The sequence below is a fragment of the Clostridium sp. genome (assembly GCF_047718555.1).
GTDB lineage: Bacteria > Bacillota > Clostridia > Clostridiales > Clostridiaceae > Clostridium_I.
The window spans coordinates 30,971-46,950 of record NZ_JBDNRK010000031.1 but is presented as its reverse complement, the minus strand read 5'-3'; the positions used below and the strand labels follow the sequence as shown (position 1 = coordinate 46,950).

Below are 15,980 nucleotides of genomic sequence, written 5' to 3'. Positions count from 1 at the left end.
AATCGCTTTCGCTGTGTGCGTGGGAGACTTACGCCAAGTTAGTCAGGTTAAATTATTTATCTTCATCTACTTTATAATCAGCATCTACTACATTGTCATCTTTTTTATTTTCAGAAGCTCCGGCTGTCCCTTGATCTCCAGCTGCCCCAGCTGCTCCTTGTGCATCCTGTGTAGCTGCATATATCTTTGAAGAAACAGCATAGAAGGCATCAGTTAATTCCTGAGTAGCTTTCTTTATAGCTTCTACGTCCTCTCCATCTTTAACTTTCTTAACTTCTTCAAGTTTTGCTTCAATGCTGGATTTATCTTCAGCAGAAACCTTGTCTCCAAGATCTTTTAATGTCTTTTCTGTCTGGTAAACAATCTGGTCTGCATTATTCTTTACTTCTATTGATTCTTTTCTCTTCTTATCTTCTTCAGCATATTTTTCTGCCTCTTTAACAGCCTTATCTATTTCATCATCAGTAAGATTTGTTGATGCAGTAATTGTTATATTAGCTTCTTTTCCAGTTCCCTTATCCTTTGCAGAAACATTTACTATACCATTTGCATCTATATCAAATGTAACTTCTATTTGAGGAACTCCTCTTGGTGCAGGAGCGATTCCTGACAATGTAAATCTACCAAGAGTCTTATTATCATTAGCCATTGGTCTTTCGCCTTGAACTACGTGTATTTCAACGGAAGTCTGACCATCTGCTGCTGTTGAGAATACCTGACTCTTTCTTGTAGGTATAGTAGTGTTTCTCTCTATTAATGGAGTAGCAACATTTCCAAAAGTCTCAATTCCAAGTGTTAATGGTGATACATCAAGAAGTAGTACATCTTTAACATCACCAGTTAAAACACCTGCTTGAATAGCTGCACCTACTGCAACACACTCATCTGGATTAACACCCTTTGAAGGATCTTTGCCAGTAAATTCTTTAACAGCTTCCTGTACTGCTGGAATTCTTGTAGATCCACCTACAAGTAATATTTTATCAATATCACCTATGCTAAGTCCTGCATCAGCAAGAGCTTTTTTCATTGGTTCTATTGTATCTGCAACTAACTGATGAGTCAATTCATTGAATTTTGCTCTTGTAAGATTAAGGTCTATATGTTTAGGACCAGTAGCATCAGCAGTTATAAATGGTAAATTTATATTAGTTTGAGTAGAAGATGATAATTCTATTTTAGCTTTTTCAGCAGCTTCTTTTAATCTTTGAAGTGCCATTTTATCATTTCTTAAATCTATGCCATTTTCAGCTTTAAAAGTATCTGCTATATAATCCATAACTTTATTATCAAAGTCGTCTCCACCAAGACGTGTATTACCATTAGTAGCTTTTACTTCAAAAACTCCGTCTCCAAGTTCTAGTATAGATACATCAAAAGTACCACCACCAAGGTCATAAACAAATATCTTTTGATTTGTATCCATTTTATCAAGACCATATGCAAGTGATGCAGCTGTAGGTTCATTTATAATTCTCAATACTTCAAGTCCAGCTATTTTTCCAGCATCCTTTGTAGCCTGTCTTTGACTGTCATTAAAATATGCTGGTACAGTTATAACTGCTTGAGTAACGGGCTCACCTAAATAAGCTTCAGCATCAGCTTTTAATTTTTGAAGTATGAAAGCTGATATTTCCTGTGGTGTATGATCTTTTCCATCTATATTAACCTTATAACCAGTACCCATATGTCTCTTTATGGATATTATTGTCTTATCAGGATTTGTAATTGACTGTCTTTTTGCAACCTGACCAACTAGTCTTTCACCATCTTTTTGGAAAGATACAACAGATGGAGTAGTTCTTGCTCCTTCTGCATTTGCTATAACAACAGGATCTCCTCCCTCCATAACTGCAACACATGAGTTTGTTGTTCCTAAGTCAATACCTATTACTTTTGACATAATATAAAACCTCCTAGTTTTCATTTAAAAATTTATTTCAATTTATTTAGGCATATGAAAATAAATAGTAAGTCAAAGATGCGACGGATATTTTGAATCATACAAGGAAACAGGTTCCGAAGATAGTGAGCTATCTGAGGGTTCTGTTGACGCAGTAGGATTAAAAATAGCCTAGCATACTGACTAGTTATTTATTTGAATGTGCCTTAAGTAATAATCAAATTTAATTTGCAACTTTTACCATGCTATATCTTATAACCTTATCTGCCTTCTTATATCCTTTTTGTAGAACTTCTGCTATGGCATTTTCTCCAAGACTTTCATCTTCTACATGCATAACTGCATTGTGTACATTGGGATCAAATTCACCACTGGCATCTATTTCTTCTACTCCAAGCTTTGTAAGAGAGTCCTTAAACTGTCTTACTGTCATGTCAATTCCCTTTTTCAAATCTTCTATACTTCCTTCAATAGAAGAAGCTCTCTCCATGTTGTCTAGTGCTGGTAAAATGTCTTTTAACACATCAGTACAAGCATCTGAATATATTCCTTCCTTTTCCTTAGCTGTTCTATTTCTGTAATTTTCATATTCAGCTACTGTCCTAAGAAGCCTTTCTTTAACTGCATCCAGTTCATTCTTCAATTTTTCATTTTCATCCTTAAGTTTACCATTCAGTATTTTCATTTCTTCAAGCTCCTTCTCTGGAGATAAGTTATCCTCTTGTAACTCTTCAAATTCTTCATCTTCAAGTTTTTGCTCATCTTCAAGAATTTCAGATGAATCGGTATCTACCTTATCTTCTAAAGTTTCATTTACCTCTTCATTCTCTAAGCTTTCATTAATTTCGCCCTCAACATTATTAGTTTTATTAATGTCAGACATTCACTTCACCTCTAATCATCATCAAGATAAATCTTATTGATATTTTTATTTAATTCTTTTGTTACCTTTGTTAATATAGAAACAACCTTTGAATACGGAATTCTGGTTGGACCTATTACACCTATTGAGCCAAGCTGTCTTTCGCCTAAGCTATAAACTGCAGATATAATACTGCAATCCTTGGCACCTTGGATATAATTTTCATGACCAATACGTATGGATATTTTAGATTTGCTATCCAAGATATTTTTTATATTGCTGCCATCATCTATAAAAGATAGAATTTCTCTAGCTTTTTCTATATCCTTAAATTCAGGATAGTCCAGTATATTAGTAAGTCCCTCAAAATAAACTTCCGAGCTATTACCGTTGTCATTTAAACTATCATAAAGATGAGGAATAATAGCATCAAAGATATCCTCATAGCCAAGAAGATCTTTCTTAAGGTTATTTATAACCTCTAGATTTATCATATTTATACTTAAATTTTTAAGTCTAGCATTTAATAAGTTATTTATTTTATTCAATACTTCACTATTTAGTGATTTCTTGACTCTTATAATATTATTTCTTATAAGCCCACTATCAGTTACAATTACTGCTACAACATTAAAACTATCTATATTCATTAGCTGTATTGACTTTATTCTGCTTTCTCCTACAGATGGGGTTTTAACAACACTTATTAATTTTGTAAGTTCTGATAGCAAAACAGTAGCCTGGCGTACAAGTCTATCTACTTCAAATAATGCAAAATTTATAAGTTGATTTTTTATCATATTTTCTTCTTCTGGTGATAATTTTGAAACCTGCATTATTTGATCAACATAAAATCTATAACCTTTATCTGAAGGCTTTCTACCTGAAGAACTATGGAGCTGTTCAATATAACCCATATCTTCAAGATCTGACATTTCATTTCTTATGGTAGCAGAACTTATACCTAAATCATATTTTTTAGCTATAGTTCTAGAGCCAACTGGTTCTGCTGTATTTATATAATCATTTATTATTGCATTAAGTATCCTTAGTTTCCTATCATCTATTATATCCACTATTATCACCTCTTTATTAGCACTCGTCACTGTTGAGTGCTAATCATCATGTTTTTAAAATATCACTGGATAATTTTTTTGTCAACTTTTTTTATTAGAATCAATTCCTTAAAATATGGGTATTTAAAGAATTTATCTTCTCAATTCTTTGATTTTCTAAATATATTACTATATTACCATTCAAAGCAAATATACTATATAATTGAATTTACTTATTATCTATTTCAGATGATTCAATAATAAAATCACTTAAAATATAATTAGAGATTTCTATTCCCCTAGATGATAGATACAATCTGCCTTTTTCAAAAGTCATCATGCCCTTAGACTTATATTTTCTTATTACATCACCATAAACAGAAAATATATCTTTTTTAAATCTTTGCCTAAACTCTTCTATAGAAATTCCTTTAATCTTTCTAAGCCCTAAAAACATAAACTCTTCCATATTATCTTCAAGAGTATTATTATGGGATTCCACCACAGCACTCCCAGCGTCAGAAATGGCTTCTATATATTTTTTCACATTGATTTCATTTCTATACCTAATTCCATTATAATAAGAATGTGCCCCAGAACCTACACCTATATAATTTTTTAAATTCCAATATACCAAATTATGTTTACATTCCAAACCCTTCTTTGAAAAATTGGAAATCTCGTATTGTAAATATTCTTTTTCACATAAAAATTCTTTTACAATGGAATACATTTCACTTACTATATCCTCATCTGGTAAATCTTCTTCATTATATAGGTTAAAAAATGGAGTACCTTTTTCTAATATAAGACTATAACAAGATAAATGTTCCGGATTTAAATTAATTACAATTTCTAAAGTATGCCTCCACATCTCAATATTCTGACCTGGCAGACCGAACATTAAATCAATATTTATATTATTAAATCCCATATTTCTAGCCGTATTATAGCTATTTAAAAATGTATTATAATCATGTATTCTTCCTAATTTCTTTAATAATTCATCCTGTACTGCTTGAAGGCCTATGCTGAGTCTATTTACTCCCATCTCTTTTAATACTTTAAGCTTTTCTCTTGTAAAAGTTCCCGGATTACCTTCTATTGTAAACTCTATTTCCTTGGATAAATTTAATTCTTCCAAACTTTTTTTTAAAATTTTTAAACTTTCTAAATTCAAATAGGTGGGAGTTCCCCCACCTATAAATATTGTTGATATTTTTTTATTGCCAAGTTTTCTTATTTCTATGCTCAAAGATCTAATATAATCTGTCATTAGTTCTTCACTGTTAGCAAAAGAAGGAAAATCACAATATAGACATTTTTGTTTGCAAAAAGGTATATGAATGTATAAGGCTGTTTCTTCCATAATTAATCCACCTTCAATATAGACATAAATGCTTCTTGAGGAACTTCTACACTTCCTACCTGTCTCATCCTCTTTTTACCTTCCTTTTGCTTTTCAAGAAGTTTTTTCTTTCTACTTATGTCTCCACCGTAGCATTTAGCAAGTACATCCTTTCTAAGTGCTTTCACAGTCTCTCTTGCAATAATTTTTGCTCCTACCGCTGCCTGTATTGGAATCTCAAACATCTGTCTTGGTATTATATCCTTTAACTTTTCAGCTATATTTCTTCCTCTATTATATGCTCTTTCCTCTGGGACAATCATTGAAAGGGCATCTACTACATCTCCATTTAACATTATATCCAGTTTCACAAGCTTGGTCTGAATATATCCATTTAATTCATAATCAAAAGATGCATATCCACGGCTTTTAGATTTCAACACATCAAAAAAATCATATATGATTTCATTTAAAGGTATTTTATAATTAAGCATAACTCTTGTAGTTTCTATATATTGCATATCTATAAAAATGCCTCTTCTATCCTGGCAAAGTTCCATAATAGCACCTACGTAGTCTGAAGGAGTGATTATAGAAGCTTTAACTATGGGCTCTTCCATAAATTTTATTTCAGTGGTTTCTGGTAAATTTGTAGGATTGGTTATATTTATAAGAGTATCATCCGTCTTTGTAACCTTATATATTACTGAAGGTGCCGTAGTAATAATATCAAGATTAAATTCTCTTTCTATTCTCTCTTGAATTATCTCCATATGAAGAAGCCCAAGAAAACCACATCTAAAACCAAAACCAAGTGCTATAGAAGTTTCTGGTTCAAAATTTAAAGCTGCATCATTTACTTGAAGCTTTTCCAGTGCCTCCTTAAGCTCGCCATATTTAGCTCCATCTACCGGATAAATACCGCTATAAACCATTGGTATAGCCGGTCTGTAACCAGGAAGTGGTTCCACAGCAGCCTTACCAGCCTCAGTCATTGTATCTCCAACCCTGGCATCTCTTACATTTTTAATAGATGCTGTTACATAGCCAACATCTCCTGCTCTAAGTTCCTCTATGGGATAAAAATTAGGTACAAAAACTCCTACTTCTGTAACTTCATACTGCTTACCTGTAGCCATAAGTTTTATTTTAGTTCCTGCTTTAACAACACCATCTTTAACTCTGATATAGCTTACTACACCTTTATAGCTATCATAATAGGAATCAAATATAAGCGCCTTTAATGTTCCCTCTTCATCTCCTTCTGGAGCAGGTATCTTATTCACAACTGCTTCCAGAACATCTTCTATATTCAGTCCTGTTTTTGCTGAAATAAGTGGAGCATCTGCTGCTTCTATTCCAATTATGTCTTCAATCTCCTGTTTGATTTCCTCCGGTCTTGCACTAGGTAAATCTATTTTATTTATTACAGGCACTACTTCAAGGCCGTGATCTACGGCTAAATAGCAATTGGCAAGAGTCTGAGCCTGTATGCCCTGAGTCGCATCTACTACCAATATAGCTCCTTCGCATGCAGCTAAGCTTCTGGATACTTCATAATTAAAATCCACATGTCCTGGAGTATCAATTAAATTTAATATGTACTCCTCCCCATTTTCTCTTCTATATATCAGTCTTGCTGCCTGAGATTTTATAGTTATACCTCTTTCTCTCTCGAGTTCCATATTATCAAGTACCTGCTGTTCCATTTCTCTTTTAGTAAGAGTACCCGTTTTTTCTAACAACCTATCTGCCAGTGTGGATTTACCATGATCTATATGAGCAACTATACAAAAATTTCTTATATGTTGTTCTCTCTTACTTTGCATTAATTTTTACCCCCATTTACTTTAAAATATTTCTTTTGATAATTTCTAAAATTTATCTATAACTGCTTATTACAACACTTACTTATTATTAAAAGGTATAGGCAGTGATACTTCCATAAATAATTATCTAAGCTTAAGTATAAAAACAAACTCACTCTAATAGATTTATTAATATTTTATTATTGAGTATACCAAAATACCCTGCATAATAAAATCAGCTTAAATTATAACACAAATCCTCTAGACAATGTCAATATTAAGCTACATTAATCTTCTATTTAATAATACTATAATAAATTTTTGTTTTAAGTGCAGCTATTTTAGAAGTTATATTATTTAATTTGTCATTGCTGCTGCTTAAATTGTATGTAACCTTACTAATTAATTTTTGCCACATATTTGATACATAAGCTATTTGATTCTTTATTTTTCCTATAATACTGTTATTTAAATAGACTTTATAATTTTGGGTTTCAAATCTTAAATCTAGAGGATCCATGCTAAAAAGTATTCTAAACCTTGGTACATATACCTTAAAGACTATATCACTATCATCTTTTTCATATTTTTCAGGATTATTCATTTTATCTTCCAGCATGTCTAGCTTTTTTTCCATATCATCTAAATTATATTTATTTATCTTGTTTCTATAGGTTTCTTCTGAAGCCTTCATATGTATTTCGTTAGAATATATAGTTCTATTCAAAACAATGTTATTTATACAAAGTCCAAGAATCACACCTATTACAACTAATACCATAAAAATATTATATGTTTTACCTCTCATAAAAAAAGTACCTCCTGCTATTTAAAGGATGTACTTTTTTTATTTTTTTATTCATTATTTACCATTTATATATTCTGCAATCATTCTTGCAATATACTTTGATGTTGCTTTTGATTCATCAAGAGTGTTTGGAGTAGAACCAACCTCTAATAAAAATGCATTATTGCTCTTTGCTTGATTAAAAAAATTCATTCCATAATCATAATAGTAAATCCCATTGCCAATAACCAATCCTGGGGAATTTTTTTTAGCACTATTTAATAAAGCATTTACAATAGTCATGTTTTTATCAAAATGAGGATTTTTTCTCGCCATGACAAACATAAATTTAGCTACATTTTCTCCATTTATTTTTGTAGTGACATCATTTTTGTTAGGATCTGAATCTCTATGCATGTCAATTATCATTTTAAAATCACCGTATTTTTTTAAATATTTGTCCAAAGTTTCTCCAGATCTCTCATAACTTTTATTATAGGCCAATACATTATGTATAGTGGTATCATGTATTACGGAAATACCATAATTGTTGGACAGTTCCTTAGCCAGTTCATCACCTACAGCACATACATTTTTTGCGGGATCAAGGTTATCCGGTCCGTACTGACCATAACTCTCCGTTGTATGAGAATGATATATAAGTACCTCTGGTTTTGAATTATCAAGATTTTTTTTTAATTGAGGATTATAAATTTGAAAGGTTTGATTTGAAGGATTTGAGCTGTCACCACTGCTGCCATTAGTACTGGCCTTAGTTATATCACTGTCCTTTAAATTAAAATCACTTATTTTTACTATACCTTTATTATTACTATTATAAGCTACAGAATTACTATCTTCTTTAAAATAGGATATCTCCTTTTTTAGGATTTCATCAGGGCGGCTTAAATTAATTCCTATATAATTTAAAAGCCCACTTTTTAAAGAAAGTGTACTCTCTGCCATATCCTCTTCATCAAAATTGGTAACTTTTACTATAGGCATAACATAGTTAACCAGCTGAACATAAAGCATATTTCCCCTTCCACCAGTTAATTTTTCCTGAGTTTTTTGTATATTAAAAAAACTGAAAAATATATAAATAGAAAATATCATTATGGTAACGCCTAAAATTAATATAAAACTGTTCTTCCCATTGTTTATCCTTTTATTAACATTAACCATCCACATTACCTCCCGCTTAGGCATATGAAAAGAAATAAAAAGTTACAGTTCCACATTCTATTTTGTATTAAACAAAACCGTTGATTCCATAACAGTAAAGATATACTTATTAAAAATTTCCAACAAAAAAGTATGCTGCAAAACAGACCATAATGAACTGATAACTAATTATTTCTTTAACTTGAATTCAACAAGTAATCCCTCAAAGCATTGATAATATTTAAATCCCTTTTAAATATTTTTACAAGCAGACATAGATATGTTAAGAGTTAAGAGGATTACTTATCCAATCTACGTTTAAGATGCCTTAATTAGACTATATGAAAAATAATGTGTATTTATAACTTTTTTATTGCAAAAATTTATTTATATCATCTTTGTCAAGAGCAGGCTGAAGAGAAATATTAATTCCATTTGCTATTATCTTTGATATAGAATCTATAACCATATCTACTTCTTTAGGTGTTACCATAAGATTTCCTACATAAGGATGCAGTATTTCCTGTATCATTTTTTGCTTTTCACCTTTATCTATAGATTTCAGCATATCATAAAATTTTCCTCCTTGTTCTGAGCTTCTAATCATCTCATCTAACACCATATCAATAGTATCATTTGCCATGGTAGCTGCATCTACTACTGTAGGAACACCTATGGCTATAACCGGGATTCCCAATGTTTTTTCACTTATCTCCATTCTCCTATTTCCCACTCCAGATCCCGGTGAAATACCTGTAGTACCGATTTGAATAGTTGAATTTACTCTTTCCATCTTTCGGGAGGCCAACGCATCAATACATATTATTAAATTTGGTTTAATTTTATTTACTACACCCTTTATTATTTCACTAGTTTCCATGCCTGTAATTCCAAGTACTCCTGGTGCCAGAGCACATACAGGTCTGATTCCTTCATCAATACTATCTGGTACAAGCTCCTTCAAATGTCTTGTTATCATTATCTTTGAAACCACTTTGGGTCCTAAAGCATCAGGAGTTATGTTCCAGTTACCAAGGCCTACTACAAGTGCTGTCATACTATCCTGAAGTTTTATGAGCCTTGAAAGTTCTTCTCCCAACACTTCACTTACGTCGTCCATAGCATCAGCATCATAATGAACAAGTCTTGGCATATCTATGGTTATATATGTACCCTTAGGTTTTCCAATAGCTCTTTCTCCCAGCTCCGTAAGTACTTTTACATTAGTTATTTTTATTTTTCCTTTTTTTGTATTCGACACTTCAACTCCTTGAATCTTTTTACTATTTTCTTTTTCATATAACTCCTTTGCCTCTACAGCAAGATCTGTTCTTATACTCAAAGCAATCACTCCTCCTATTGAATCTGCATTCTAAATCTATCTTTCCCCTGCAGACTTTAACTATTCTATTTTTATTACTATAATTCATAATTTAAGAAGATGGTAAACTAAAAATAGAAATATTTACACCTCTGGAGTGTAAATATTTCCATTTAATAGTTCGCCTTTTCTCACTATTAACAATTATAAAGTTACATTAATGCTTGAAGAATATAATTTTTAATGTTATAATGGTTTTTGTTAAATATGAGAAAACCCGCATAATATTCCCCAAAGGCGAGTGTTATAAAAATATAAGGGGGGTGAAAATTAATGGCTAACATAAAATCTGCAAAAAAGAGAATAAAAGTTACTCAGACTAAAACTCTTAAAAATAAGATGCTAAAATCTGCTTTAAAAACTGTTATAAAGAAATTTGAAGTAGCAGTTACAGCAAATAATGCTGATGAAGCTAAGGCTAACTACGTAAATGTAGTTAAATCTTTAGACATGGCCGCTTCAAAGGGAGTTATCCATAAAAATAAAGCAGCTAGAGCTAAATCAAGATTAGCAGTAAAATTAAATGCTTTAAACGCATAGTAAATAAACCGGTGTAAATAACACACCGGCCTATTTATTTTTTGTAATAAAAATTCAGCACTATCAATGAGCTGAAGAATTACCTGCACAGTTAAAGATAAGCTATTAGTAATTTAACTTTAAACCATAGCACTTTTTATTATAAGAAGTTCCAACTTAACTCGTTCATCACTACCTTGACTTTTTAGTTCCCTTTCGGTCTGAGCGCATATCTCCTCTGCCTTTATTATTTGTTCTAAAGTATATTTTTTACACTGTGCCATAATTTTTTCGCATACAAAAGGATGAAGTCTATATTCCCTTGCCAGTTCTTCCTTACTCTTTTTATTATTCATACCAATTTTTAAATTTATCATAATTCTAAACTGTCTTTCTATCATTGATAATATATTTGTGGCCTTCTCTCCTCTGTACATAAGTTCCGACAAAACTTCTATAGCTCTTTCTGGCTTTTTTTGAGATAAAAAATCCACAAGATTAAAAATATCGTTATCACTTCTTTCTGGAAGAAGATCTAGTATATCCTGCTTTTCGATATCCCTATCACCAGTATAGGAACAGAGTTTATCCACTTCATTTTCAATTATATCCATATTGTTTTCAACTTCACTGCAAAAAAAACTTAAATTTGCTCTGTCAATATTTTTGCCTTTCTGGTTAAATATCTCCTTAACCTTTTTTTGAAGCACCATTCCTCTTAATTTTGTGAACTCCACTACGCAGGCACTTTTGCCCATCCTTTTAACCTTGCTACTTACCTTTTCTCTATCATTTTCAAAAATGTAGTATATGATCAATACACATTGTTCTGGTAAATTTCCGCCATAATCCTGAATTTTTTTTAATATACTTTCACTATTTTTATTTATATTCTTAGCCCTATCACTAAGAAAATCGGCTCTGTATATAACTATAACTTTTTTATCACTCATAAATGGAAGCGTCTCACAGGCATTAACTATCTCATCATAGCTTACTGTAGCTCCATCAAACTCAAAATAGTTTAAATCCAAAAAATTAGGGTTTACTACGAGTTCAGTAATTTTTCTGATGTTTTCCTTTATTAATTGCTCATTGTAACCACAAAATATGTAAAAATTATCTACTTTTTTTTTCATTCTCTCTTCTAGTTCTAAGAAATTTATCATTTTGTCCCCCTGCTTTAAATATCTAAAAAATGTAAAATTAAAGCTGTTAGATATATTCGATTATTTTAAATTTGTCCGATGACTACCATCCGTAATACTCCCATCTCTTATCAAAGTGGGAGATAACGGCTGCTACGTCCCTGGATAACGATTTCTAAGTTTCAGCTGAAAAAAAAAACCCCACCTGAAACAAAGAACTCTGTTTATCTTTTAGTCCTTGTATACCATAGCTTTATCCATAAATATTTGAAAATTAATATTATTTCTAGGTAAATCAATATTTTTATTTTTCGTATTTATATCAATTTTCATTATAGCATAATTTTCAGGCCAATTTATAGTTTTATATCTTAGCCTATCTCCCCGTAGATCAATAACAGAGCCATTATTGTTCAAGCTTGTAACTTGTATAATATTATTTATACCCTGTACTTTAGGAATATAAACTAGATACTTTTCATTTATTACAATTTTATAATCAGCTTCTGAGTTAGTCATAAAGCTGTTTATATTAAAACGTCCTTGAAGCTCGCTTTTTTCTTCCTCATTATTAATTTTATAATCAGATATTAAAATATTGCGTCCCCTATATCTCACTACAAAACCACTTCCACTTTTTAAAGTGACCTGATCTATTTTAGGAAAAAAATTATATTGATAAATTATTATGACTAAACCTAATATTATTGGAGCAAATTTAAATTTTTTATATCCCTTTTTTATAAATATGTAGCATGGATATAAAGATAAGATAAATATTATATTTATAGTTGACATATACACCATAGGCGGTGAAATTTTTACCAGTAAGGATGTACCTCCATTAATTGCTGCCATTGTAATATTAATAAGCATACACATTATATTAAAAATAGGTTTTATAAAACATGTAACCAAAGCTATATTAGATAAGACTACAATAACTGAGTACATTGGAATTAAAAATAAATCTCCAAGTAAGAATCCAAGAGCAAAATTTTTAATAGTGAATAGTACATAGGGCATGGAAAGTGACTGAGCACTTAAAGTTAGACTTAAACTTTCGTTTATTTTATCAGGAAATCTATACAATATTCTGGATAATTTTTTATGAAATAAGCTTATTCCAAGAGTTGACAAAAAAGAAAGGGCAAATCCTATATCTATAACATAATAAGGTTTAGCCATAAGTAAAATCATAGCAGCCATACTCAATGCTGAAAAAGCATCATAATTTTTACTAAATTTTTTTGACAATTTTAATATAATTATCATTATAAGTGATCTTAGCGTAGCCGCTTGAGCTCCCGTAAATACTGCATATACAGCAGCCGTAATAATGGATATTTCCAGGGGGAGAAAGCTTTCCAGTGCTTTAAAAATTATAAGTATATGTAGTCCCGATACACTTATGACATGTACTATACCCAATTTTTTAAAATCGTATTTATCCTCCATAGAAAGATATGAAGTATCACCAAAAGCTACAGACATTATTTTGGCAGTGTTATTTTCTCCAAGCCTCCAATAAAATTCTCTGTATATGCTCTTTCTAAAGGAATATAAATAAGAAATTATATCCTTCTGTCTATTTTCAATGTATTTTACTTTAAAGGTTCCCAGATTTCCTCTTGAATAATCTATATCTTTTTTAAATTCTCCAGTTGCCCTTATTTTTTCTCCTTCATTTACATCGAAAATATTCCCAATTATATTTATATTTCTTCCCTCATAACTTCCTACAGCCGAAAACTTATTTTTTGTAATTATTCTAAATGCGCAGCTAGATTTATTGTCTAAATTAATATCAAAGTAAAAATTAAAGCTTAAAAAACCTATTATAAAAAAGCCTGTCATAATTAAAGTATATCTTTTTTCGCAGGTTAAAAATATACATGTAAAAAAAGATGCAGCAATAGCCACATCTAAAACTAAGTTGTTTTTCAAAATCAAAGCACAAAGACATCCTATTACCATGGAAACGCAAAAATATATAAGAGGCTTATCCATTATTTTCTTGCCTCGTTCAATGAATCAGGTATCTTATACTCTTCAAGTTTAAAATTCCTATCATAATTAACAGCAACAGTAATTTTCATTATTCCTCGACTATCATCAAGACTTATTTCTTCAACTTTTGGTATACCATCTCTACCCTTTTCCTTAAAATAATTATCTACCAAGTTTTGTGCTGAATCCCTATTTAAATTATTATATTTAAATAAAAAATCCTTTTTAGGCATATCTAAATATACAACATTACTTCCTTCTTTAACCGTTTCAAAAATATCTTCCATCATAATACACACCTCCGCGTTATTATTTTATCCAATAACTTTGAGGTTTAAACAAAATATTATTATAAAGTAATTAAATTATCTCCATTTTTCTCTTTGAAAAAATTTTTAAACAACGTGATCACAATATATAATATTATAGACACTATTATAACTCTTATATCATTACTGCTTACTGATTTTAAATCAAATAGTTTTCTTCCAAAATCAGTATACAAAATAGTGAAATTAGCTATAGCATAAATTGCCAAAACACTGTCAAAATACAAATTTTTTAATAAATCTTTTTTTACTATAAGAGCTAACTGGGAAAAATACAATACAGATAACGTAACCGTTTCATAGGCGTTACTTCCAATACTCTGTGAAAAATATGAACTTAAAAAAGCTATAAATCCCAGAAAAATAGAATTTACTAATAAATCCTTTCTAAAATATGATGAAAAATTATCCTTCATTGTAAATTTTATATTTTCATAGTATTTTATATTCTTACGTGATACTAAAACTGCTAAAGAAACAAGAAGTCCATTAAATATATTATTCCAAAGTACCTGTTTAAAATAAAATGGAATATGAAGATTAAACAATATAGATAACATACATATTGAGAATTCACTTAAACTAAATATACATAAATACTCAATAATTTTTCTTATTACGTACATAAAATTCTTACTTTCTTCTATTAGGTACAAAATTTTATTAAAATCAATTTTTTCAAAATAGACATCACTAAGTTTTTTTACTATTTCATTGCATTTATCTCCAAAAGAAATATGCAAATCGGCCGTTATAAATGAAGGTAAATCTATAAGTTTGTTCCCGGTTAAGATAAGTCTATAATTTATATCTTTATATTGATTTATTATTTTTAATTTATTATAAAACTGTATTCTTGAAAAAACACTTACTTTTTCTATAGTTTTTTCTAGTTCACTTTTCTTTATATAATCCATCTCTATATCTGATATAACCATATCTCCAGCATTTAATATACCCATTCTTTTGCCAAAAGCTTCAGCACTGAGTTTATTGGCATCAGTAAAAATTACTGGTTTTATAGACATACGCCTGCATTTTTCAATATCCTTTTTTAATTGTTTCTTAATAGGATTATCAAAACCTGCTAAACCAACAAATACTAGATTACTCTCTATGTTTTCATTATTCCCTGGCTTATAGTTAAAATTTCTATAAGCCAGGGCATATACGTATAAGCCTTCGCTTGACATACTCATATCTGCAGCTTTAATATCCTCAATATCTTCTTTTGTAATTTCTCTTTCAATTCCATTTTTCATAATATGGATACATTTTCCAATTAAAATTTCCACTGCTCCCTTTGCATAAGCCCTATATTTTCTATCTACTTTATTTACCGTAGTTTTTATTACATTTTCTTTATCATAGGGAAGCTTAAATACTCTTTTTTGTTTCTGTTCCATGATGCTTTTACTCATATTATATTTATTACCAAAGGTCATAAAAGCTTGTTCTACAAGGTCATTTTCTTCACTGTAATTAACTTTAAGCTTTACATCATTACATAAAATACCTGTTTCCATAACTCTCTTTGTATTATCATTTATAATAAAGTTTTTTTCCAAGTCTTGAATTTGTTTTGTATCATAAATCTTTTTCAGATTCATTAACTTTTCTGTAAGTATTTCTTTCTTGTCAATACACAGTATATTTATATTAGCTA

12 protein-coding genes and 1 pseudogene are annotated in these 15,980 nt (G+C 30.2%); 1 reads left to right on the top strand and 12 read right to left on the bottom strand.

Translation table 11 applies throughout. The features are described 5' to 3' along the window. Positions 1-52: 52 nt before the first annotated feature. The 8 genes from dnaK to gpr form a co-directional block, all read right to left on the bottom strand. Positions 53-1,903, bottom strand: a complete 1,851-nt coding sequence (gene dnaK / locus ABF633_RS13070; RefSeq protein WP_415524296.1) for a molecular chaperone DnaK — start codon at positions 1,901-1,903, stop codon at positions 53-55. Positions 1,904-2,126: 223 nt separating this feature from the next. Beyond that, complete coding sequence (gene grpE, locus ABF633_RS13065; protein WP_415524295.1) at positions 2,127-2,786, bottom strand: nucleotide exchange factor GrpE; 660 nt, start codon at positions 2,784-2,786, stop codon at positions 2,127-2,129. An 11-nt stretch (positions 2,787-2,797) separates the two neighbouring features. Next, positions 2,798-3,841 (bottom strand): heat-inducible transcriptional repressor HrcA, encoded by a 1,044-nt coding sequence (gene hrcA, locus ABF633_RS13060; protein WP_415524294.1) that lies wholly within the window; start codon positions 3,839-3,841, stop codon positions 2,798-2,800. Between the two features lie 208 nt (positions 3,842-4,049). Continuing rightward, positions 4,050-5,189, bottom strand: coding sequence for a radical SAM family heme chaperone HemW (gene hemW, locus ABF633_RS13055; protein ID WP_415524292.1), 1,140 nt, complete (start codon positions 5,187-5,189; stop codon positions 4,050-4,052). A 2-nt stretch (positions 5,190-5,191) separates the two neighbouring features. Then, a complete protein-coding gene (gene lepA, locus ABF633_RS13050) occupies positions 5,192-6,997 on the bottom strand; it encodes a translation elongation factor 4 (protein WP_415524291.1) in 1,806 nt (601 codons plus the stop codon). 274 nt (positions 6,998-7,271) lie between these two features. Continuing rightward, positions 7,272-7,784 carry a hypothetical protein gene (locus tag ABF633_RS13045; RefSeq protein WP_415524289.1) on the bottom strand — a complete coding sequence of 171 codons (513 nt, stop codon included), beginning with the start codon at positions 7,782-7,784 and terminating at the stop codon, positions 7,272-7,274. Positions 7,785-7,838: 54 nt separating this feature from the next. Then, positions 7,839-8,948: a stage II sporulation protein P gene (locus tag ABF633_RS13040; RefSeq protein WP_415524287.1), complete on the bottom strand. Its 1,110-nt coding sequence runs from the start codon at positions 8,946-8,948 to the stop codon at positions 7,839-7,841. A gap of 349 nt (positions 8,949-9,297) precedes the next feature. Further along, positions 9,298-10,269 (bottom strand): GPR endopeptidase, encoded by a 972-nt coding sequence (gpr, locus tag ABF633_RS13035; RefSeq protein WP_415524286.1) that lies wholly within the window; start codon positions 10,267-10,269, stop codon positions 9,298-9,300. Between the two features lie 312 nt (positions 10,270-10,581). Between gpr and rpsT the strand changes: the two genes are divergently transcribed. Beyond that, positions 10,582-10,848: a 30S ribosomal protein S20 gene (rpsT, locus tag ABF633_RS13030; protein ID WP_415524285.1), complete on the top strand. Its 267-nt coding sequence runs from the start codon at positions 10,582-10,584 to the stop codon at positions 10,846-10,848. A 119-nt stretch (positions 10,849-10,967) separates the two neighbouring features. Here the strand turns inward: rpsT and holA are convergent, their stop codons facing one another. The 4 genes and pseudogenes from holA to ABF633_RS13010 form a co-directional block, all read right to left on the bottom strand. Next, on the bottom strand, positions 10,968-11,996 hold the full coding sequence (gene holA, locus ABF633_RS13025) for a DNA polymerase III subunit delta (protein WP_415524283.1): 1,029 nt from the start codon (positions 11,994-11,996) through the stop codon (positions 10,968-10,970). Positions 11,997-12,206: 210 nt separating this feature from the next. Then, entirely contained in the window at positions 12,207-13,985 is a 1,779-nt protein-coding gene (locus tag ABF633_RS13020; protein WP_415524282.1) for a ComEC/Rec2 family competence protein, read from the bottom strand. Then, the gene (locus ABF633_RS13015; RefSeq protein WP_415524281.1) at positions 13,985-14,275 is read right to left on the bottom strand and encodes a hypothetical protein; all 291 of its coding nucleotides are present in this window, start codon (positions 14,273-14,275) and stop codon (positions 13,985-13,987) included. The genes ABF633_RS13020 and ABF633_RS13015 overlap by 1 nt, the downstream gene beginning before the upstream one ends. Positions 14,276-14,334: 59 nt before the next feature. Beyond that, positions 14,335-15,980: pseudogene (locus ABF633_RS13010) on the bottom strand (cation-transporting P-type ATPase); the annotation flags it as partial.

Bases quoted from the DNA above. Each gene is read 5' to 3' on its own strand.
- dnaK (WP_415524296.1), bottom strand. From the start codon at position 1,903: ATGTCAAAAGTAATAGGTATTGACTTAGGAACAACAAACTCATGTGTT.
- grpE (WP_415524295.1), bottom strand. From the start codon at position 2,786: ATGTCTGACATTAATAAAACTAATAATGTTGAGGGCGAAATTAATGAA.
- hemW (WP_415524292.1), bottom strand. From the start codon at position 5,189: ATGGAAGAAACAGCCTTATACATTCATATACCTTTTTGCAAACAAAAA.
- lepA (WP_415524291.1), bottom strand. From the start codon at position 6,997: ATGCAAAGTAAGAGAGAACAACATATAAGAAATTTTTGTATAGTTGCT.
- ABF633_RS13045 (WP_415524289.1), bottom strand. From the start codon at position 7,784: ATGAGAGGTAAAACATATAATATTTTTATGGTATTAGTTGTAATAGGT.
- ABF633_RS13040 (WP_415524287.1), bottom strand. From the start codon at position 8,948: ATGGTTAATGTTAATAAAAGGATAAACAATGGGAAGAACAGTTTTATA.
- rpsT (WP_415524285.1), top strand. From the start codon at position 10,582: ATGGCTAACATAAAATCTGCAAAAAAGAGAATAAAAGTTACTCAGACT.
- holA (WP_415524283.1), bottom strand. From the start codon at position 11,996: ATGATAAATTTCTTAGAACTAGAAGAGAGAATGAAAAAAAAAGTAGAT.
- ABF633_RS13020 (WP_415524282.1), bottom strand. From the start codon at position 13,985: ATGGATAAGCCTCTTATATATTTTTGCGTTTCCATGGTAATAGGATGT.
- ABF633_RS13015 (WP_415524281.1), bottom strand. From the start codon at position 14,275: ATGATGGAAGATATTTTTGAAACGGTTAAAGAAGGAAGTAATGTTGTA.